The following is an 18,222-nucleotide window of genomic DNA, read 5'->3' as shown; positions in this document are numbered from 1 at the left end:
GTATGTTAGCAGTTTGCCGCTAATTCGCTGGTTCAAGAATATGCGGGCGGGACCGCAAGCTCGTCCGCAACTTGAGAAGCAGAGGTTAGAGCCTATGGCCGGCGCAAGGGCGGTCCGGGCGGCACGGGAAAGCGATACGTCGCGCCGCCTTTACGACCGAATCGGCGATTTCCTGGTCGATCAGCGCCTCGACGCTGATCCCGCCAATTATGCGTTCGCTTACCATTTGCTCGCCAACCCGGAAGGGCCGCTGGCCCGCGCGGTCACTGCGCTGACCGACGGCGGCGTCCGCCTCACCCAGCGCGACATCGAGACCCTGGGCTGCGAGATCCAGCCGAGTGCCGCCGCCAAGGGCGCCAAGGAGAAAGCCGACGGGCTCGTCGCCCGGACCCAGATGCAAGTCGAGGGCTTTCAGGACATGGTGACGGCGATGCGCGCCGAGACCGAGGATTTCGGCCGCGATCTCGCCGCCAGCGCGGAGGCGATCTCGCGCTCCACCGCCGGCAGCGGCGCGCCGCTCATCGACGAAGTCGCGCGGATCACCGCGGGCATGCTCGGGCGCGTGCGCAGCGCCGAGGCGCGGCTCGAATCGGCGACGCAGGAGGCCAGCGAGCTGCGCCGCGAGCTCGAGGAAGCGCGCGACAATGCCCGGCGCGATCCGCTCACCGATCTGCCCAACCGGCGCGCTCTCGAGGAAGCCTATAAAGCCCAGTCGGCATCGGGCGCGCCGATCTGCGTCGGGGTGTGCGACGTCGACCACTTCAAGTCGGTCAACGACCGCTTCGGCCACGCGGTGGGAGACCGCGTTCTCAAGGCGATCGCCGAGGCGCTGAGCAACACCTGCTCCGGGCACCTGGTCGCGCGTTACGGCGGCGAGGAATTCGCCGTGCTGTTCAGCGGTGTCGATCTGATGGCGGCGCGCGAGATCCTGGATGCCGCCCGGGTGAAGGTGGCGACCAAACGCTATCGGCTGCGCGAGAGCGACGCGCCGTTGGGGGCGATCACGTTCTCGGCGGGCATTTCGGCGGCGCTGCCCGGCGACGGGCTGTCGACGGTTTTCCACCGGGCGGATCGCCTGCTCTACGCCGCCAAGACCGCGGGACGGAATCGCCTCCACATCGACTGACCGGAACCGAACACGCAGTGTTCACTTCCGATTGGTAATTTACGCCAACTCGGATGTGAGTTTTCCCAACATCGCGGCTCCACGTTACGGCACTTCTAGCGTTTACAGCCACTTAACGAAGTTGGCACGCTCCCTGCTAACACTCTGGCATCGGTAGCCGGATGGTCCGGCCCGCCGATCACCAGGGAGTTAGTTCAATGACCGCTCGTCTTTCTTCGTTCCACCAAGCGCTCTCCGTCGTCGGCGCTTTGCTCTTCACTGCCGCCTTCGTCGTCTATTCGACGCCCGTCCTGCCGATCGCATGACCATGGAAAAGATCACCATGATCCGCAGCGCCCTGCTCGGGCTCGCCGCTTTCGGCCTCACCGCGACGATGATCGTCGCCACCACGACGCAGGGTTCGGCTCTCTTCGGCTGAACCCTGCCCTTGAACGGAACCTCCGGCGTTCCGCACCATTTCTCTCGGCGAAGTTTCCCTTCTGGAGCAAGCCGATGAGCGATACCGAGACGATCGAAATGATCCACGAGGATGCGCTGCCCGGACATGAGAGCGCGCTCGAGCCCAAGCCCGATTGGGAACCGCGTTACCCCGGCTCCGGCCGATTGCAGGACAAGGTGGCCGTGATCACCGGCGCGGACAGCGGCATCGGCCGCGCCGTCGCCGCGCTCTATGCCCGCGAAGGCGCGCATGTCGCGATCCTCTATCTCTGCGAGCATGACGATGCCGCGATGACTGCGGACATCGTCCGTTCCGAAGGCCGCGAGGCGCTGACCATCGCCGGCGATGTCGGCGACAAGGCGTTCTGCGACCGCGCCATCGCCGAGGTGATCGAGAAATTCGGCCGCATCGACGTGCTGGTCAACAATGCCGGCGAGCAGCACCCCGACAAAGAGATCACCGACATCACCGAGGCGCAGCTCAAGCGCACCTTCCAAACCAACATCTTCGGGATGTTCTTCATGGTCCAGGCCGCGATGCCGCATCTTAAGCCAGGCGCCGCGATCGTGAACTGCACTTCGGTGACCATGTATCAGGGCTCGAAGGAGCTGCTCGATTATTCGAGCACCAAGGGCGCAATCACCGCCTTCACGCGCAGCCTTTCCGAGAACCTCATCGAAAAGCAGATCCGCGTGAACGCTGTCGCCCCCGGGCCGATCTGGACTCCGCTCAATCCGATGGGCGGCGCAAGTCCCGAAAAGCTCGAGACGTTCGGCGAAGACACGCCGATCGGCCGCCCCGGCCAGCCCAACGAAGTCGCCCCGAGCTTCCTGTTCCTCGCCTGCGAGGATGCCAGCTACATGTCGGGCCAGGTGCTCCACCCGAACGGCGGTACCATCGTCAACGGCTAGGCGGGGACAAGGCTTCCAATGGGTCCGACCCCTGCCTCCTCGCCACGCGAGTACGTTCCGGTGAGCAGCCCGGCGGCGAGGACCCGCCCGGCCATCGCCTTTACGATCGCGCCGCGACCGGGCGTCTCGCCGACATCGGGGCCTGCGGCGAGCGCGAACAGCTGAAAGGCATAATGGTGCGGCCCGTGCCCGGTCGGAGGATCGGGCGGCAGCCAGCCTTCGCCGAGATAGCTGTTGCGGCCGACATCGCTGCCGCTGATGCTCCCTGCGCCGTCGGGCCGGATCGCGCCTTCCTTGAGCTCGCCTTCGTGCGGCGGCAGATCCCAGACGACTGCATGCACCAGCGGCTGCGGCGCGGGCGCATCGGGATCCTCTACGATCAACACCAGCCGCTCGGCGTCCTCCGGCACGCCCGTCCAGAATAAGGGCGGCGATACGCCCTCGCCATCGGCGGTGAAGCGCTCGGGTAGCCGCGCGCCGTTGGCGAAAGCGGGGCTCGCGAGATGCAGCGCTTCGAACCCGCCGAGGTCGGCCTGTGCAATCGCCAGCTTGTCCGAGCCGGCGCGCAGGCCCTTGAGCGCGCTGCCCAGCCAATGGGGAACATGTTCGAGCATCGGCGTCTCCTGTCTATCGAGCCATCAACGATCGAGTCGGGCCGGTTATCCGTTCCGAGACTCTTCGCTGCATGCTGGCGCGCCGTCTCGCTTTGAGCTAGCGCGAATGGCATGAGCGCACCCCATATCGTCGCCCTGGGCGGAACGTTACGATCCGAATCCGCGACCGGACGGCTCCTCGCCGAAGCATTGCATATCGCCGCAGCACGCGGCGCGCGCACCACGTTGCTCACCGGGGACGATATCGCCTTTCCCCATTACGAGCCGGGCAATGCCGAAGGTAATCCGTCGATCGGCCGCTACCTGGAGGCATTGCGCAGCGCCGATGCGGTGATCGTGGGCTCGCCGGGCTATCACGGAACGCTGTCTGGACTGGTCAAGACCGCGCTCGATTATATCGAGCAGTTGCGCGGCGACGAACGCGTCTATTTCGACGGCCTGCCGGTCGGGCTGATCGCAACCGCGGCCGGCTGGCAAGCGGCGGTGTCGACGCTGCAGGCGCTGCGCACCATCACCCATTCGCTGCGCGGCTGGCCGACGCCGATGGGGCTGGCGATCAACACCGCGGAGGCAGGCGACGCAGTTGCCAAATGCCAGCCGCAGATGGAGGCGATGGTCGGGCAGATCTTCGACTTTCTGCGGCGCTGATCGCTGCGCTTAATGCTTTCGAGAGGGCTGCTCGGCTAACAACGTGGTTTGAAACCGGGGGGTTCGAGACGCAAATGAAGCAGGCTTCGAGCCAGGCTTTCACCGGAGCGCGCCGCAAGGCAGTACGCACCGTGCTCGCGGCAGGCAGCTGCCGGACGAGCCTGAACGAGATCGCCCAGCGGCTGGGTAGTCTCGGCTATCTCGTCGTGCTCGGCGATTCGGCGTGCCAGGTGCTCGAACTCGTTTCCGCCCGCGGCTTCGACCTCGTGCTGATCGACGGGCTCGTGCCGGAGACCGGGGCGCTGCACATGCTCAAAGAGATTCGCGGATCGCACGAGACCGCCGATCTGCCGGTCATCATACTCGGTAGCCATGACTGCGCCGTCGAGGCATTTGCCGCGGGAGCCGATGACTGGCTTGCCAAGCCCGCCGCCTTCGACGTCCTCGCCGCGCGCATCGAACGCTCGCTTACACGCGCCGGTCGGATCGAGGAACTCAAGCGCTCCAATCTTGCGCTCGACGCGCGGATCGCCGCGCGCGCAATCGAACTGGGCGAGGCACAGGCCGAGCTTGCCGCCGCCCGCGCCGACCGCGTCCGGCTGCTGGGCGCGATAGCCGAGTTGAACGACGAGCTCGCCAGCCGGCGGACCGCCGCCTAACGCTCGAACCAGTGCCGCGCGACGAAATAGGCCGTGATCACCACGGCAATCACTACGCAGATCCAGAACACGCCCCAGAATGCCCAGGCCTCGTGCGCGAACGGGATGCCGGCGACATTCATCCCCAGCAGCCCGGTGATGAAGGTCAGCGGCAGGAACACCATCGCCACGATCGCGATGATCAGCGAGCGCTGATCGATCTGCTCGGCGCGCAGATCGGTGAGCGTCTCGTGGGTCAGCGCGGCGCGCTCGCGAATTGCCTCCAGCTCCTCGGCCATCCGCGCGGCACGATCGGCGGCGGCAGATAAATGGAGCCGATCGTCGTCGCCCAACCAGTCGCCCGGGATCCCCGCCAGCCTTTCGAGCGCGGCACGCTGCGGATTGAGGAAGCGGCGAAAGCCGATCGCCTGGCTGCGCGTGCGATTGACCACGCGCCGCAGCTGAAAAAGATGCCCCGTCGCAATCTGCTCCTCGCAATCGTCGAGCGAGTCGCCGAGATCCGCGACGACCGGATCGAGCTCCTCCGTGATCGCCTGCGCCAGCGCGGCGATCAGATCGCCGGGATCGAGGATCTTGCCCGCCGCCACCTGTTCGCGCACCGGGTGGAGCGCATTCAGCGTGTTGCGCGTGACCGAGAAGACCGAGCCGCCCTGCGCATAGATCCGGATCGAGGCGAGCGGATCCGAGGCGGCGAGCGCTTCGGTGGAAAGTCCGCGCAGGTTGATCACTGCGCCGTCGCCCACCGAATCGCAGCGCGGACGCGTCTCGACCGCGGTCAGCGCCTCGACGACGTACAGCGAGAGCCCGGCCTCGCCCTCCAGCCATGCCTTGGCGCGTTCGTCATTGGTGGTGAGGTGGGTCCAGACCAGATCGGCATGAACCCCCACTGCCTGCTTGAGCGGCGGCGATTCGACCGCGCCGCCGCGCACGACATAAGCGAAGCCGCTCACGCGTGCATCTCGAGATAGACCGACAGCCCGGTGCCGGGCGCAATCGGCGCCGCGTCGCATGCGATTCGCACCGCATCGGCGCGCGCGCGGTCGAGTATCGCCTCGGGCACATCAGGATGATGGAAGACCCGATCGGCCTGCGCAAGCGCCCGCGCCTGGCGCAGCGTCAGATCGTCGACATCGGGCGAGGCAAGCCGGAAACGGAGCAGCGCGACGGGAGGCGCCGCCGCATCGATCAGCCAGCGCTCCACCGCATCCTCCGGCTGATCGACGAGCGGATCGAGCGGCCCGGCGAGCGCGGCGCCGAATGCGCGGCGACGCTCCCCGCCATCGGGCCATCGGCTCCGCATCGCCGGCCTTGCCGCCGCCAGTCCTCTCGCCAACCGGCCAAGCGATGCGGGAAGCGCCAATTCGAGCCGCTGGCGAAGCGCCGCGGCGAGCCCCGCCGAAACCCCGCCGGTACCGATGGCGATCAGCACCGGATCGCGGTCGATGATCGCCGGAAGCGTGAAATCGCAAAGCTCCGCGCGATCGACGGCGTTGACCAATATGCCGCGGCTGCGCAGCCGCGCGACGATCGGCTCGGGGTCGTCGACCGCGACGATCGCCAGCGCCGCTTCCACCGCCTCACCCACCACCTGCGCGCCGGCGCGTTCGAGCAGGCGACGTTTTGCGTCTGCAGCCTCGCCTTCGCCGATCAGGATCACCGGCCGCCCCGCCAGCTTCACGAAGATCGGCAAGGCGGCGAGGCTCATTTCAGCCAGTCCGGGACATGTTCCTCGGCCATGATCGCCTCGGCCGAGATCCGGCCCGCGACGATCTCGAACCTGTTGCCCGAGACGAGCACTTCGGGGACGAGCGGGCGGCTGTTGTAGGTGCTCGCCATCGTCGCGCCATAGGCGCCCGCGCTGCGCAGGACGGCGAGATCGCCAGACTTGACCAGGTCGATCTCGCGCGCCTTGGCGAAGACGTCGCTGCTTTCGCAGACCGGGCCGGCCACGTTGGCGATCATCGTCTCGCCGCTCGGCCGCACCGCTTCGAAATCGTGATACGCGTCATAGAGGGCTACACGCGCGAGATCGTTCATCGCCGAATCGACGATCACCCAGGGATGGATCGCCCCCGGCTTGACCCACAGTATTTCGGTGAGCAGCACCCCGGCATTGGCCGCGATCACCCGGCCCGGCTCGAACATCAATTCGACGTCCCAGCCACGCGTGACCCGCGCGACCATCGCGCCGAATTCCGCCGGCGAGGGTGGATTGTCGTCCTTGCGATAGCGCACGCCGAGGCCACCGCCGAGATCGACATGGGTGATGGTGTGCCCGGCAGCCCGCAGATCGGCGACGAGCTTGCCCACCCGCTCGAAGGCGCGCTCGAGCGGCGCGAGGCTCTGGAGCTGGCTGCCGATATGGACCGCGATGCCGCGCAGGTTGAGGCCGGGCAGCGGCGCCAGCCGATCGAAGATCGCCGGCGCTTCGTCGATCGGCAGGCCGAACTTGTTCTCGGCGCGGCCGGTCGAAATCTTTTCGTGCGTCCCGGCGTCGACATCGGGATTGACGCGGATCGTCGCCGGCGCGCGAAGACCGCGCGCGGCGGCGAGCTGCGACAGCACGACGCCTTCCTCTTCGAGCTCAAGGTTGAACTGGCCGATGCCGACGCTGAGCGCCTGGTCGAGCTCGGCGCGGGTCTTGCCGACTCCCGAAAAGACGACATCCTTCGCCGCCATCCCCGCCGCCAGCGCGCGCGCCAGCTCGCCGCCCGAGACGACATCGGCGCCGAAGCCTTCATTGGCGAGCAGGCGCAGCACCGCGAGATTGGGGTTGGCTTTCACCGCGAAGGCGAAATGCGCCCGCGGGATCGCGGCCAGGCCGTCGCGAAAGGCACGGGCGTGCCGCTGGAAAGTCGCAGCCGAATAGACATAGACGGGCGTGCCGACTGCCTCGGCAATGCGCGCGAGCGGCACTTCCTCGACGTGCAGTTCGCCGTCGATCAGATTGAAATGGTCCATGGGATTCCGTCAGTTGGGCGGCGGCAAGTCGAACTTGTCGGTGCGCCGCTTGTCCGTGCTTTCGATGAGGTCGTCGCTCCGCGCCGGACGCGTCTGCACCGGCGGCTTGAGCAAGTCATCGGGCGTGGGAGTCGCAGTCGCGCCATAAGGCGCGGGGGGCAGCGACGCGCCTTCCGCCGGTTTGAGACCTTCGCGCGCGCCGCAGCCGGCCAGCGCCAGCATCGCGGTGAGCAGCAACAGCTCGCGCATCATCGTCCTTCCTCCTCGCGACCCTTGCGGGCCGCAGCGATCGCCGCGCGAACCCGCACCGGCGCAGTCCCGCCGAAGCTGGTCCGGCTGTTCACCGAAGCATCGACGCTGAGCACGCCATATACGCGATCGTCGATCCGCGCGTCGATTTCCTTGAGTGCATCGAGCGATAACTGATCGAGCCGGGTGCCCTGCGCTTCCGCAGCGGCGACGGCGCGCCCGGTGATATGGTGCGCCTCGCGGAACGGCACGCCTGCCTCGCGTACCAGCCAGTCGGCGAGATCGGTGGCGGTGGCATAGCCCGATTCGGCGAGCCCGCGCATGCGATCGGTCCGGAAGGTCGCGCTTTCGATCATCCCGGTCATCGCGGCGATGCACAGCCCGAGCAGGTCATGCGCCTCGAATACCGGCGGCTTGTCGTCCTGCATGTCCTTCGAATAGGCCAAAGGCAGGCCCTTCATCGTCATCATCAGGCTGACCAGCGCGCCGGCGATCCGCCCCGAATGTCCGCGTACCAGCTCGGCGGCATCGGGGTTGCGCTTCTGCGGCATGATCGAGCTGCCGGTCGACCATTGGTCCGACAGGCTGACGAAGCCGAAGGGCTGGCTCGCCCAGATCACGAATTCCTCGGCAAGGCGGCTGAGGTGCAGGCTGCACTGGACCGCCGCAGTGAGATATTCGATCGCGAAGTCGCGGTCCGACACCGAATCGAGCGAATTGCGCGTCGGGCCGTCAAAGCCGAGCGCCGCGGCGGTGGCGTCGCGGTCGAGCGGAAAGCCGGTGCCCGCAAGCGCGGCCGAGCCGAGCGGGCACAGGTTCATCCGGACACGTGCGTCGGCCAGCCGCGAACGATCGCGCGCGAACATCTCGAAATAGGCCATCAGATGATGGCCGAGCGTCACGGGCTGCGCGCTCTGGAGATGGGTGAAGCCGGGCATCACGCTTTCGGCATGCTCTTCGGCGCGCGCCAGCAAGGCGTCCTGCAGCACGCCCAATGCCGCCTCGGCCTGGTCGATCGCGTCGCGCACCCACAGCCGGAAGTCGGTCGCGACCTGGTCGTTGCGCGAGCGTGCGGTGTGGAGCCGGCCGGCCGAGGGCCCGATCAGGTCCGCGAGCCGCGCCTCGGCGAGCATGTGGATGTCCTCGAGCGCGAGATCGTCGGGAACGCCCTCGGCCTCGAACTCGGCGGCGACCTGCGCCAGCCCCTCGGCGATGCGCACAGCGTCCTCGGCCGAAACGATGCCCTGCCTGCCGAGCATCGCGACATGCGCTTGCGAGCCGCGCAAATCCTGCCGCCACATCCGCTTGTCGAAGGGGATGGACGCGTTTATCTCACGCATGACGGCGGACGGGCCTTCGGCGAACCGCCCCCCCCACATCGCATTGGAGCTATGCTTGCGCTCGACTATCGCATTTCTCCTCGTGGCAGCAGGCCTGATCGGCGGCTGCGATAGGCAATCCGGGACCAAGCAGCAAGCGCAGGGCACGAATGTCGCCGCCCCCGCCGCCGCGCCGATCAAGCTCGACAAGCTCGACCGCAGCCACAAGGGCGAGGCCGCACCCGCGATTCCCTTTGTCGACGCCGGCGGCAAGAAGCGGACGCTCGCCGATTTTCGCGGCAAGCCGGTGCTGCTCAACCTGTGGGCGACGTGGTGCGCGCCCTGCGTCAAGGAACTGCCGACGCTCGACGCGTTGGCGGTGCGAGCCGGCGACACGCTTCAAGTGCTGACGGTAAGCCAGGATTTCGAACCCGCAAAGGTCGCGCCGTTCTTCGCCGAGAAGAAATTCAAGAAGCTCCAGCCCTATATCGACACCGAGACGGCGTTCAGCACCCAGCTGGGCGTCAATCTGCCGACTACGATCCTCTACGATTCGGCGGGCCGCGAAGTCTGGCGGATACTCGGCGACACCGACTGGACCGGTGACGCCGCCGCGAAGCTGATCGCCGAGGCGCGATGAGCAGGAAAGTCTGGATGCCCCGTGAGGATTCGAACCTCAATTAACGGAGTCAGAGTCCGTAGTCTTACCTTTAGACGACGGGGCAACAGGGCCGGCGAAATAGGGCGACATCTCGGCGGTGTCAACGCCGCTCTCGACCGCGCCTTGCTCCACCCGCGCGGCTGCGCTAGCCATGCTGCCAAGCACCGGACGGTCGCATGTGGCCGAGACGGAACAGAATATAAGCGAGTGATTGTAATGGGGGATGGCCCAGCCAGAGTGCCCCGTGGCCAGAGCGGCGGTTCCGCTCTGCCGATACCCAAAGCACCAGTCGAGCGGCAGGGGCGTGCGCGCTGGCCCGAATCGCGCCATTTCGCGGCGCTCGACCTCGGCACCAACAATTGTCGGCTGCTGATCGCCAAGCCGCAAGGGACGGGATTCACCGTCATCGACGCCTTTTCGCGGATCGTGCGGCTGGGCGAAGGCCTTGCCGCCAGCGGCAGACTTTCCGACGCGGCGATCGATCGCACGCTTGCGGCGCTGCGGATCTGCGCCGACAAGCTCAAGCGGCGCAACGTGGCGCTGGCGCGCTCGGTGGCGACCGAGGCGTGCCGCCAAGCCTCGAACGGCGCCGAGTTCATCGAGCGCGTCTATCACGAGACCGGGATCGCGCTCGACATCATCACGGCCGAGGAAGAAGCGCGGCTCGCGGTATTGGGCTGTCATGCGCTGCTCGAGCCCGGCGACGGGCCGGCTTTGGTGTTCGATATCGGCGGCGGCTCGACCGAACTCGTGCTGGTCGATTCGCGCGCGGCGGTGCCGCGCATCCTCGACTGGCACAGCGCGCCGTGGGGGGTGGTATCGCTGACCGAGGCCACCGGCCTCGCCGACGGCGCCCACCATGGCGCCGCGGTCTATGCCGATATGCGCGCGCGCGTCTCGGAGAGCTTCGCGCCGTTCGTCGCGCGGTTGCGGACCCCCAAGGGCACGCGGCGCCTGCTCGGCACGTCGGGCACCGTCACCACGCTGGCGAGCGTCCATCTCGGCCTGCCGGCGTACGATCGCTCGGTGGTCGACGGGCTGATCGTGCCCGCCGCGGCGATGCGCGACGTCAGCCGGCGGATCGCGGGAATGAGCATGGCGGAGCGTTCGCAGGTGCCGTGCATCGGCGCCGAGCGCGCCGACCTGGTGGTGGCGGGCTGCGCGATTCTCGAGACGATCATCGATTTCTGGCCCGCCGAACGGCTCGGGATCGCCGATCGCGGCATTCGCGAAGGCATATTGCGGCGTCTGATGAATGGAGACCGGCTATGAGCCGTGGCGGCGGACGCGGGCATACCCGCGTCAAGACTTCGCGGGGGCGCACCCCGCAATCGAATCGCTGGCTCGAGCGCCAGCTCAACGATCCCTATGTCAAGCGCGCCAAGGCCGAGGGCTATCGCAGCCGCGCGGTCTACAAATTGCTCGAGCTCGACGAGAAGTTCGACTTCCTCAAGGGATCCAAGCGCGTGATCGACCTCGGCATCGCGCCGGGCGGCTGGACCCAGTTGGTGCGCAAGCGGTTGCCCAAGGCGGCGGTGGTGGGGATCGACTTGCTCCCGGTCGATCCGATCGACGGCGCGACGATCCTCCAGATGGACTTCATGGACGATGCCGCACCCGACCGCCTGATCGAGGAGCTCGGCGGCGCACCCGATCTGATCCTGTCGGACATGGCGGCCAATACGGTGGGCCACGCCCAGACCGACGCATTGCGCACGCTCGGCCTGGTCGAAGCCGCGCTCGATTTCGCGATCCGCACGCTGGCACCGGGCGGTGGCTTCGTCGCCAAGGTGTTCGCCGGCGGCGCCGATTCGGCGCTGGTCGCCGAAATGAAACGCAATTTCACTACGGTGAAGCACGCCAAGCCACCCGCCAGCCGCAAGGGCTCGGTCGAGTGGTTCGTAGTGGCGCAGGGGTTCAAGGGACTGGCGGTCGAAACCCCGGAATGAAAAACGGCCCCCGGATCGCTCCGGGGGCCGTTTTCGATTGGTCGCCTGAAGGCTCAGCCTTCGTAGTCGGCGCCCAGATTCTGGTTGCGCGGCGGGGCCGCGGCAGTGAGACGGAGCGCCTCGGCCGACTGGGCCAGCGAGCCGACTTCGTCGGGTGCTTCCTCGTCGTCGATCTGGACACGCTGGAGGCCGGAGACGACCGATTCCTCGAGATGCGCCGGATGGACGGTCTCTTCGGCGATTTCGCGAAGCGCGACCACCGGGTTCTTGTCGCGGTCGCGATCGAGGGTCAGCTCGGCGCCGCCCGAGATCTGCCGGGCGCGCTGGGCTGCGAACAACACCAGATCAAACCGGTTCGGGATCTTGTCGACGCAATCCTCGACTGTGACGCGCGCCATCTACGCTTCCTTGATTTGGGAATTCGGGAGAGGGGCGGCACTTAGGCAGGACGTGGTGGAATGTCAAGAAAAACGCCAGTTCGTCGCCCCGGGACCACCCGCCGCGGATACGCCCCGCGAGACCGCTGCCCTTGCCGCCGACGCGGCCACAGCCCATGACCGCCGCATGGATCCTTGGTCAAAGCCCTTCACCGTCGACAGCAATCGCCTGACCCTGCTACCCGAGGGACCCGAGCGGATGGACGCGCTGCTCGGCCTGATCGGTTCGGCGAAACGGTCGCTCCGCGTGCTCTATTACATCTATGTCGACGATGGCGCCGGGGCAGCGGTGCGCGCAGCGCTGATCGAAGCCGCCGGACGCGGCGTGGCAGTTCACCTCATCGTCGACGGGCTCGGCAGCGAACAGGCGGCCGCACACCATTTCTTCGATCCGCTGCACGCCGCCGGCGTCCATGTCTGCCGTTTCGTGCCGCGCTGGGGGCGGCGCTATCTGCTGCGCAACCACCAGAAACTGGCGCTCGCCGATGAAGAGCGCGTCCTGATCGGCGGATTCAATATCGAAGACAGCTATTTCGGCACGCCCGAGCAGGATGCGTGGCGCGACCTCGGCCTGCTGGTGGAAGGACCGGCCGCGGCGCGGCTGGCGGGCTATTTCGACGCATTATGGCGCTGGACGAGCAACCCGCGCGCATCGATGCGCGCACTGGGGCGGACGCTCAATTCGTGGAGCGAGCCCGAAGGCGCGGCGCGCTGGCTGCTCGGCGGGCCGATGCGGCGGCTCTCGCCCTGGGCGCGGGTGGTCAAGCGCGAGATGGAACGCGCCCGGACGATCGACATGATCACCTCCTATTTTGCGCCGAACCCGGCGATGCTGCGCCGGCTGGACCGGGCGGGCAAACGCGGGCGGGTGCGGCTGGTGCTGCCGTCAAAGGTGGATCACACCGCTTCCTTGTGGGCGGCGCATTTCACCTATGCCGGCCTGCTTCGCAAGAATGTCAGGATCTACGAATATCAGCCGACCAAGCTGCACACCAAGCTGTTCGTCATCGACGATGTCGTCCATATCGGCTCGGCGAATTTCGACATTCGCAGCCTGTTCCTCAACCTCGAGCTGATGCTGCGGATCGAGGATCGCGCCTTCGCTGCGCATGTCCGGAGCTTCGTCGAGCAGGAGATCGGCCATTCGGAGCTGATCACCCCGGAAATCTACAAGGCCCGGACCGGCCTGTGGACACGCGTCAAGCAGTTCGCGGCCTATTTCGTCATGGCGGTGCTTGACTATAACGTCACGCGGCGGCTCAATTTCGGGCCGCAACAGCCGCGAGAGCGCAACTAGGCGATCTCGAAGGCGCGGGCGAAGATATCCGCGGCATACCGCGCCTCGACCTCGATATCGCCGGGGCTGGTGTCGATCCCCCAAAGCAACCGCTGATGCGCGCCTCCCATGCACAGACTGGCCAGCACGCGCGCGGCCGCTAGCGGATCGTCGCGGCGCATATGCGCGGCGTCCATCTGCGCGGCGAAGAAGCCGGCGAGCAATTGCTGGGTCGGCTGCGGGGCGCGGCGATAGAAGATTTCCCCGACCTCGGGGAAACGCCCCGATTCGGCCGAGACGAGGCGGTGCAGGCGCATCGCCTCGGGAGAGGTGATCTTGGCGATGAAGCTTCGTGCAAAGGCGAAGACCGTCGCGCGCAGATCGGCTGAGGGCGCCAGCAAGTCGCCGAGCTCCTGGCGATAGGAGGTCGTCGCGTGATCGAGCACCGCGGCGAACAGCTCTTCCTTGGACGGGAAATAGCTCCACAAAGTGCCCTTGGAACCGCCGAGCTCGGCCGAAATCGCCGACATCGACGTCCCCGAATAGCCGTTGTCGAGGAACGAGCGCTTGGCGACCTGGAGGATCGCCAGCCGCCGCTCTTCCTTGCGCGCCTCGCGCTTGCCGGGCGCCTTTTCCATTAGGGTTTCCATAACCGTACTATAGGGTACGATTTTCTATTGACAAGCCGCGATGCCGGGACCATCTGCGCTGCCGTACCCTACAGTACGGTATTTAAATCATGATGACTTCCCGTTTCCGGCCCGCGCTTCTCGCAACGCTCGCCGTCACTCCATTTATGTTTTCCGCCTGCGCGCCGGTGCCGCAGCTCGGCGCGCGCCCCGAGGTCCGCGCCAGCGACAGCTATGCCGCGCGCCAGACGTTCGCGCCTTCGGTTAGGGCCTCGGCCTGGCCCGCGAGCAACTGGTGGGCCGATTACGGCGATGCGCAACTGACTGCTTTGATCGAGGAAGGGCTCACCGACTCGCCCGACCTCGCCGCCGCCGCCGCGCGGCTGCGTTCGGCGCAGGCTTATGCCCAGCAGGCGGGTGCCGCGCGGCTTCCGTCGATCGGGCTCGATGCCAGCGCGACCGAAGCAAAGCAGAGCTACAACAATGGCATCCCTCCGGCGTTCGTGCCACAGGGTTGGAACGACAGCGGCCGCGTCGCCGCGAGCCTGAGCTTCGACCTGGACCTGTGGGGCAAGAACCGCGCCGCGCTCGCCGCCGCGACTTCCGAAGCCGATGCTGCGCGGATCGAGCTCGAGCAATCGCGGCTCGTGCTGTCGACCAACATCGCCAGTGCCTATGCCGATCTCGCGCGGCTCGCCGCCGAACACCGGGTGCAGGAGACGGCGCTCAGCCTGCGCAGCCAGACGCAGAAGCTCGTCGCCGACCGCGTAGCCGCCGGGCTCGATACCCGCGCCGAACTCAAGCAGGCAGATTCGGCCGTTCCTAACGCCCGGGCAACCCTGGCCGCGACCGACGAGGCGATCGGGCTGACCCGCAACCGCATCGCCGCCCTTCTCGGCAAGGGGCCCGATCGCGGATTGACGATCGCGCTCCCCGGCGGCCCTGCCGTAGCGCGCACGCTTCCCGGCGGGGTCACCACCGATCTGATCGGGCGCCGCCCCGACATTGCCGCCGCCCGCGCTCGGGTCGAGGCGGCCGCCAGCCGGATCAAGGTGGCGCGCGCGGACTTCTACCCGTCGGTCAATCTCAGCGCGCTGGTCGGGTTCCAGTCACTCGGCCTGTCCAACCTGTTCGACAGCGGCTCGACCTTCGGCCAGGTCGGCCCCGCGATCAGCCTGCCGATCTTCCGCGGCGGGCAGCTAGCCGGCCAGTATCGAGGCGCCCGCGCTGGCTATGACGAAGCAGTCGCCAATTATGACGGGCTGGTCGCGACGGCGTTCCGCGAAGTCGCCGACGCCGTGACCAGCCAGCGTGCGCTGGCCACGCGGCTTTCCGAAAGCCGCCAGGCACTGGCCGATTCGGAAGCCGCCTATTCGATCGCCAAGCAACGCTTCGAGGGCGGGCTTTCGACTTTTCTCGATGTGCTGACCGCCGAAGACCGGGCGCTGCAGAACCGCCAGATCGTCGCCGACCTCGAGGCGCGGGCTTTCACGCTCGACGTCCAATTGGTCCGCGCGCTCGGCGGAGGCTTTTCCAGCAACACTGCGGCCGCGGCCGCCACCAAGGACTCGACGCATGGCTGACGCAGATCCCGCAGCGCTCCACGAATTCCGCACCGAACAGGCCAAGCCCAACACCTTGCGCAAGCGGCTGCTCGGCGGCATCGCCGGCGCGGTGCTGCTCGTCGGCGCCGGCTATGGCGGGTGGTACGCATTGGTCGGCAGCCATCATATCGGCACCGACAATGCCTATGTCGGCGCCGACACCGCCAGCGTCACCCCGATGATCGCTGCACAGGTGCTCAATGTCCGCGTCTCCGACACCCAGGCCGTGCGCAAGGGCGACATACTCGTCCAGCTCGACGACAGCGACGCCCGGATCGCACTCGCCCAGGCCGAGGCGGACATGGCCAAGGCGCGCCGCCAATACGGCCAGGCCACCGCGACCAGCGCCGCGCTCGCCTCGCAGGTCGAGGCGCGCGGCGCCGACATCGCCAGCGCGCGCGCCCAGCTCGGCGCCGCGCAGGCTGCGTATGAGAAAGCGCGCGTCGATCTTACCCGCCGCCAGAAGCTCGCGCCCAACGGCGCGGTGTCGGGCGACGAACTGAGCTCGGCGGTCAATGCCTTCGCCTCGGCGCGGGCCAATCTCGAACTGGCCCGCGCGGGCATCGCGCAAGCGAGCTCGACGCGCGGCGCCGCCAGCGGCCAGCTCGCCGCGAACGACGCGCTGATCAGCGGCACCACTGCTTCCAGCGCGCCCGAAGTGCTCGCCGCGCAGGCCAAGGTTGCCCAGGCGAAGCTCGAGCTCGAGCGCACGTTGATCCGCGCGCCGATCGACGGCGTGATCACGCGCCGCAACGTCCAGATCGGTCAGCGCGTCGCGCCCGGCACGCCGTTGATGCTGATCGTCCCGGTCGGCCAGCTTTATGTCGATGCCAATTTCAAGGAAGGCCAGCTCACCCAGGTCAAGGTCGGCCAAGCGGTCACGCTGACCTCGGACCTGTATGGCGGCGATGTCGAATATCACGGCAAGGTGGTCGGGCTTTCGGGCGGCACCGGTTCGTCGTTCGCGCTGATCCCCGCGCAGAACGCCACCGGCAACTGGATCAAGGTGGTCCAGCGGCTGCCCGTCAGAGTCGCGCTCGATCCCAAGGAATTGCAGGCGCACCCGCTTCGGGTCGGTCTCTCGATGGACGCCGAGATCGACGTTTCCGCGAACTGAGGACGGCACGATGAACGCCAAGGCTGAAGTGGCGGCGCCGCTCACCGGCATGCGCCTGTTGATCGCGGGCGCCGTGCTCGCGCTGACCAATTTCATGGTGGTGCTCGATACCACGATCGCCAACGTATCGGTGCCGCACATCGCCGGCAGCCTCGGCATTTCTGCCAGCCAGGGGACGTGGATCATCACGTCCTATGCGGTCGCCGAAGCCGTGTGCGTGCCGCTCACCGGCTGGCTCGCCGCGCGGTTCGGGACGGTGCGCACCTTCACCTTCGGGATGATCGGCTTCGGCATCTTCTCGGTGCTCTGCGGGCTGTCGACCTCGCTGAGCATGCTCGTTGCCTGCCGAATCGGGCAGGGATTGTGCGGCGGCCCACTGATGCCGCTCAGCCAGACCTTGCTGATGCGCATCTTCAAGCCCGAGCAGCGCGCCCAGGCGATGGGGGTGTGGGCGATGACCACGGTGACCGCGCCGATTCTCGGCCCGATCCTGGGCGGCACGATTTCCGATTCCTGGTCGTGGCACTGGATCTTCTTCATCAACATCCCGGTCGCCGCGCTCTGCGCGTTCGGCGCGATGCGGATGCTGGCATCATCGGAGACCAGGACCGAGAAGCTGCGGATCGACGGAGTCGGCCTGGCATTGATGCTGCTGTGGATCGGCGCGCTGCAGATCATGCTCGATCTCGGCCGCGAGCATGACTGGTTCAGCGATCCGACGATCATCGGTCTGGCGGTGATCGCCGCGGTGGGGCTGTTGGTGTTCCTGGCCTGGGAGCTCACCGAGGACCAGCCGATCGTCGACCTCCGGGTGTTCCGGCACCGGGGCTTCAGCGTGGCGGTGGCGAGCCTGTCGTTCGCCTTCGCGACCTTCTTCGCTTCGGCGGTGATCATCCCGCAATGGCTGCAGACCAGCATGGGCTACACCGCGACCTATGCGGGCTATGCCACTGCGCTGACCGGCGTGGCGGCGGTGATCATGTCGCCGATCGTCGCCAAGCTATCGACGCGGGTCGATCCGCGGGCTTTGGTCTGCTTCGGCATCCTGTGGCTGGGGATGGCGTCGCTGCTCAGGGTGCATTGGAACAGCGGCGCCGATTTCTGGACGCTTGCCTTCCCGCAATTGCTCCAGGGCTTCGGCATGCCGTTCTTCTTCATCCCGCTGACCACGCTCGCGCTGGCCGCGGTGGAACCCGAAGAGACGGCGTCGGCCGCGGGCGTGATGAGCTTCCTGAGGACGATGGCGGGGGCGATCGGCACCTCGATCTCGGCGACGATGTGGGACAATAGCAGCCGGGTCGCGCGCAGCGAGATCGTCTCGAAGCTCAACACCCAGGGCACCAGCGACGCGCTGGCGGCGCAGGGCTTCTCGGTCGATCAGGTCCGCGCGGTGATCGCGCAACTAGTCGACAGGGAAGCGATGGCGCTGGCCACGACGCACATCTTCCTGATCTCGGCGATCGTGTTCGTATTCGCGGCGATGATCATCTGGCTGACTCCGCGCCCCACCCGCGCCGTGGAGATGGGGGCTGCGCACTGAGCGCCTACGCCATTCCGGCGAAGGCCGGGATCCAGGGTCAAAACGGACAGCATTCGTGGCGCTGGATCCCGGCTTTCGCCGGG

Annotated in this window: 19 protein-coding genes and 1 tRNA gene; 11 read left to right on the top strand and 9 right to left on the bottom strand. The window is 67.2% G+C overall.

The window, feature by feature from the left end; all coding sequences use genetic code 11:
* The first annotated feature begins 94 nt into the window (after positions 1–94).
* Together E5A73_RS04310 and E5A73_RS04305 are read left to right on the top strand one after the other, a co-directional pair.
* Positions 95–1,126 carry a GGDEF domain-containing protein gene (locus E5A73_RS04310; protein WP_135962588.1) on the top strand — a complete coding sequence of 344 codons (1,032 nt, stop codon included), beginning with the start codon at positions 95–97 and terminating at the stop codon, positions 1,124–1,126.
* Positions 1,127–1,618: 492 nt separating this feature from the next.
* Positions 1,619–2,476 (top strand): SDR family oxidoreductase, encoded by an 858-nt coding sequence (locus tag E5A73_RS04305; protein WP_135962587.1) that lies wholly within the window; start codon positions 1,619–1,621, stop codon positions 2,474–2,476.
* Here E5A73_RS04305 and E5A73_RS04300 read toward each other — a convergent pair.
* Positions 2,473–3,090 carry a YbhB/YbcL family Raf kinase inhibitor-like protein gene (locus E5A73_RS04300; RefSeq protein WP_135962586.1) on the bottom strand — a complete coding sequence of 206 codons (618 nt, stop codon included), beginning with the start codon at positions 3,088–3,090 and terminating at the stop codon, positions 2,473–2,475. The two genes, E5A73_RS04305 and E5A73_RS04300, sit on opposite strands and share 4 nt — an antisense overlap.
* A 111-nt stretch (positions 3,091–3,201) precedes the next feature.
* Here E5A73_RS04300 and E5A73_RS04295 point away from each other — a divergent pair, with 111 nt between their 5' ends.
* Positions 3,202–3,738 (top strand): NADPH-dependent FMN reductase, encoded by a 537-nt coding sequence (locus E5A73_RS04295; RefSeq protein ID WP_135962585.1) that lies wholly within the window; start codon positions 3,202–3,204, stop codon positions 3,736–3,738.
* 74 nt (positions 3,739–3,812) lie between these two features.
* Entirely contained in the window at positions 3,813–4,397 is a 585-nt protein-coding gene (locus E5A73_RS04290; RefSeq protein ID WP_135962584.1) for a response regulator, read from the top strand.
* On the opposite strand, the gene E5A73_RS04285 is transcribed toward E5A73_RS04290, so the two are convergent.
* Genes E5A73_RS04285 through argH form a run of 5 tightly spaced genes read right to left on the bottom strand, consistent with a single transcriptional unit; the run spans position 4,394 to position 8,986 of the window.
* On the bottom strand, positions 4,394–5,347 hold the full coding sequence (locus E5A73_RS04285) for a zinc transporter ZntB (protein WP_135962583.1): 954 nt from the start codon (positions 5,345–5,347) through the stop codon (positions 4,394–4,396). The genes E5A73_RS04290 and E5A73_RS04285 overlap by 4 nt on opposite strands.
* A complete protein-coding gene (locus E5A73_RS04280) occupies positions 5,344–6,102 on the bottom strand; it encodes a precorrin-2 dehydrogenase/sirohydrochlorin ferrochelatase family protein (protein WP_135962582.1) in 759 nt (252 codons plus the stop codon). Before E5A73_RS04280 ends, E5A73_RS04285 begins: the two co-directional genes overlap by 4 nt.
* Entirely contained in the window at positions 6,099–7,358 is a 1,260-nt protein-coding gene (gene lysA, locus E5A73_RS04275) for a diaminopimelate decarboxylase (RefSeq protein WP_135962581.1), read from the bottom strand. Before lysA ends, E5A73_RS04280 begins: the two co-directional genes overlap by 4 nt.
* Positions 7,359–7,367: 9 nt before the next feature.
* Positions 7,368–7,607 carry a hypothetical protein gene (locus tag E5A73_RS04270; protein ID WP_100284416.1) on the bottom strand — a complete coding sequence of 80 codons (240 nt, stop codon included), beginning with the start codon at positions 7,605–7,607 and terminating at the stop codon, positions 7,368–7,370.
* Complete coding sequence (argH, locus tag E5A73_RS04265) at positions 7,607–8,986, bottom strand: argininosuccinate lyase (RefSeq protein WP_135962580.1); 1,380 nt, start codon at positions 8,984–8,986, stop codon at positions 7,607–7,609. Before argH ends, E5A73_RS04270 begins: the two co-directional genes overlap by 1 nt.
* A gap of 16 nt (positions 8,987–9,002) precedes the next feature.
* Between argH and E5A73_RS04260 the strand changes: the two genes are divergently transcribed.
* The gene (locus tag E5A73_RS04260) at positions 9,003–9,566 is read left to right on the top strand and encodes a TlpA family protein disulfide reductase (RefSeq protein WP_240700020.1); all 564 of its coding nucleotides are present in this window, start codon (positions 9,003–9,005) and stop codon (positions 9,564–9,566) included.
* 11 nt (positions 9,567–9,577) lie between these two features.
* Here the strand turns inward: E5A73_RS04260 and E5A73_RS04255 are convergent.
* Positions 9,578–9,651: transfer RNA gene (locus tag E5A73_RS04255), tRNA-Gln, on the bottom strand.
* A gap of 152 nt (positions 9,652–9,803) precedes the next feature.
* Here E5A73_RS04255 and E5A73_RS04250 point away from each other — a divergent pair.
* Together E5A73_RS04250 and E5A73_RS04245 are read left to right on the top strand one after the other, a co-directional pair.
* Positions 9,804–10,859: a Ppx/GppA phosphatase family protein gene (locus E5A73_RS04250; RefSeq protein WP_135962579.1), complete on the top strand. Its 1,056-nt coding sequence runs from the start codon at positions 9,804–9,806 to the stop codon at positions 10,857–10,859.
* The gene (locus E5A73_RS04245; RefSeq protein WP_135962578.1) at positions 10,856–11,536 is read left to right on the top strand and encodes an RlmE family RNA methyltransferase; all 681 of its coding nucleotides are present in this window, start codon (positions 10,856–10,858) and stop codon (positions 11,534–11,536) included. The genes E5A73_RS04250 and E5A73_RS04245 overlap by 4 nt, the downstream gene beginning before the upstream one ends.
* A gap of 53 nt (positions 11,537–11,589) precedes the next feature.
* On the opposite strand, the gene rpoZ is transcribed toward E5A73_RS04245, so the two are convergent.
* Positions 11,590–11,934 carry a DNA-directed RNA polymerase subunit omega gene (gene rpoZ, locus E5A73_RS04240; protein WP_100282734.1) on the bottom strand — a complete coding sequence of 115 codons (345 nt, stop codon included), beginning with the start codon at positions 11,932–11,934 and terminating at the stop codon, positions 11,590–11,592.
* 166 nt (positions 11,935–12,100) lie between these two features.
* On the opposite strand from rpoZ, the gene E5A73_RS04235 reads away from it, so the two are divergent.
* Positions 12,101–13,270 carry a phospholipase D-like domain-containing protein gene (locus tag E5A73_RS04235; protein WP_135962577.1) on the top strand — a complete coding sequence of 390 codons (1,170 nt, stop codon included), beginning with the start codon at positions 12,101–12,103 and terminating at the stop codon, positions 13,268–13,270.
* On the opposite strand, the gene E5A73_RS04230 is transcribed toward E5A73_RS04235, so the two are convergent.
* Positions 13,267–13,887 carry a TetR/AcrR family transcriptional regulator gene (locus tag E5A73_RS04230; RefSeq protein ID WP_240700018.1) on the bottom strand — a complete coding sequence of 207 codons (621 nt, stop codon included), beginning with the start codon at positions 13,885–13,887 and terminating at the stop codon, positions 13,267–13,269. The two genes, E5A73_RS04235 and E5A73_RS04230, sit on opposite strands and share 4 nt — an antisense overlap.
* Before the next feature lie 101 nt (positions 13,888–13,988).
* Between E5A73_RS04230 and E5A73_RS04225 the strand changes: the two genes are divergently transcribed.
* From E5A73_RS04225 to E5A73_RS04215, 3 genes are read left to right on the top strand one after another with little or no spacing between them, the layout of a single operon-like run.
* Positions 13,989–15,461: an efflux transporter outer membrane subunit gene (locus tag E5A73_RS04225; RefSeq protein ID WP_135962575.1), complete on the top strand. Its 1,473-nt coding sequence runs from the start codon at positions 13,989–13,991 to the stop codon at positions 15,459–15,461.
* Positions 15,454–16,599 carry an HlyD family secretion protein gene (locus tag E5A73_RS04220; protein ID WP_135962574.1) on the top strand — a complete coding sequence of 382 codons (1,146 nt, stop codon included), beginning with the start codon at positions 15,454–15,456 and terminating at the stop codon, positions 16,597–16,599. The genes E5A73_RS04225 and E5A73_RS04220 overlap by 8 nt, the downstream gene beginning before the upstream one ends.
* A 10-nt stretch (positions 16,600–16,609) precedes the next feature.
* Positions 16,610–18,139: a DHA2 family efflux MFS transporter permease subunit gene (locus E5A73_RS04215; protein WP_135962573.1), complete on the top strand. Its 1,530-nt coding sequence runs from the start codon at positions 16,610–16,612 to the stop codon at positions 18,137–18,139.
* The last annotated feature ends 83 nt before the right edge of the window (positions 18,140–18,222 follow it).

The sequence above is a fragment of the Sphingomonas gei genome (assembly GCF_004792685.1).
Lineage (GTDB): Bacteria > Pseudomonadota > Alphaproteobacteria > Sphingomonadales > Sphingomonadaceae > Sphingomonas > Sphingomonas gei.
Note: the sequence above shows the minus strand (reverse complement) of the source record. Positions and strands in the feature narration are given on the sequence as shown.